Raw genomic sequence first — 389 nt, forward strand, 5'->3', positions numbered from 1 at the left:
CTTAATCAGCCGATGAATATGTATTATTTTGTGCTGGCTGTGTTTGTGATCGGGGTCTTTGCGATCTGGCGCATCATCAATTCGCCTTTCGGCATGATCCTCAAATCAGTCCGCGAAAACGAAAACCGCGCCGTGTCGCTGGGCTATTCCGTCAATCACTACAAGCTCGCAGCCTTTGTCATGTCGGCAGCGCTTGCAGGCCTTGCAGGCGGCATGAAGGCACTTGTCTTCCAGTTTGCCACACTCACCGATGTGGGCTGGCAGATGTCGGGCGAAGTGATCCTGATGACGCTGCTTGGCGGCATCGGTACACTGATCGGCCCTATCGTCGGCGCAGCCTTCGTAGTCGCTCTTCAGAACTATCTCGCAACCTCGGACTTCCCCGTGAC

General features: G+C 55.0%; 1 protein-coding gene. It reads left to right on the forward strand.

The window, feature by feature from the left end; translation table 11 throughout:
• Window positions 1-389 (forward strand): branched-chain amino acid ABC transporter permease (locus tag QSJ70_RS27425; protein ID WP_285541378.1); only part of this gene is annotated, 389 nt, incomplete at both ends.

Source organism: Brucella sp. NBRC 12950 (assembly GCF_030268145.1).
Taxonomy (GTDB): domain Bacteria; phylum Pseudomonadota; class Alphaproteobacteria; order Rhizobiales; family Rhizobiaceae; genus Brucella.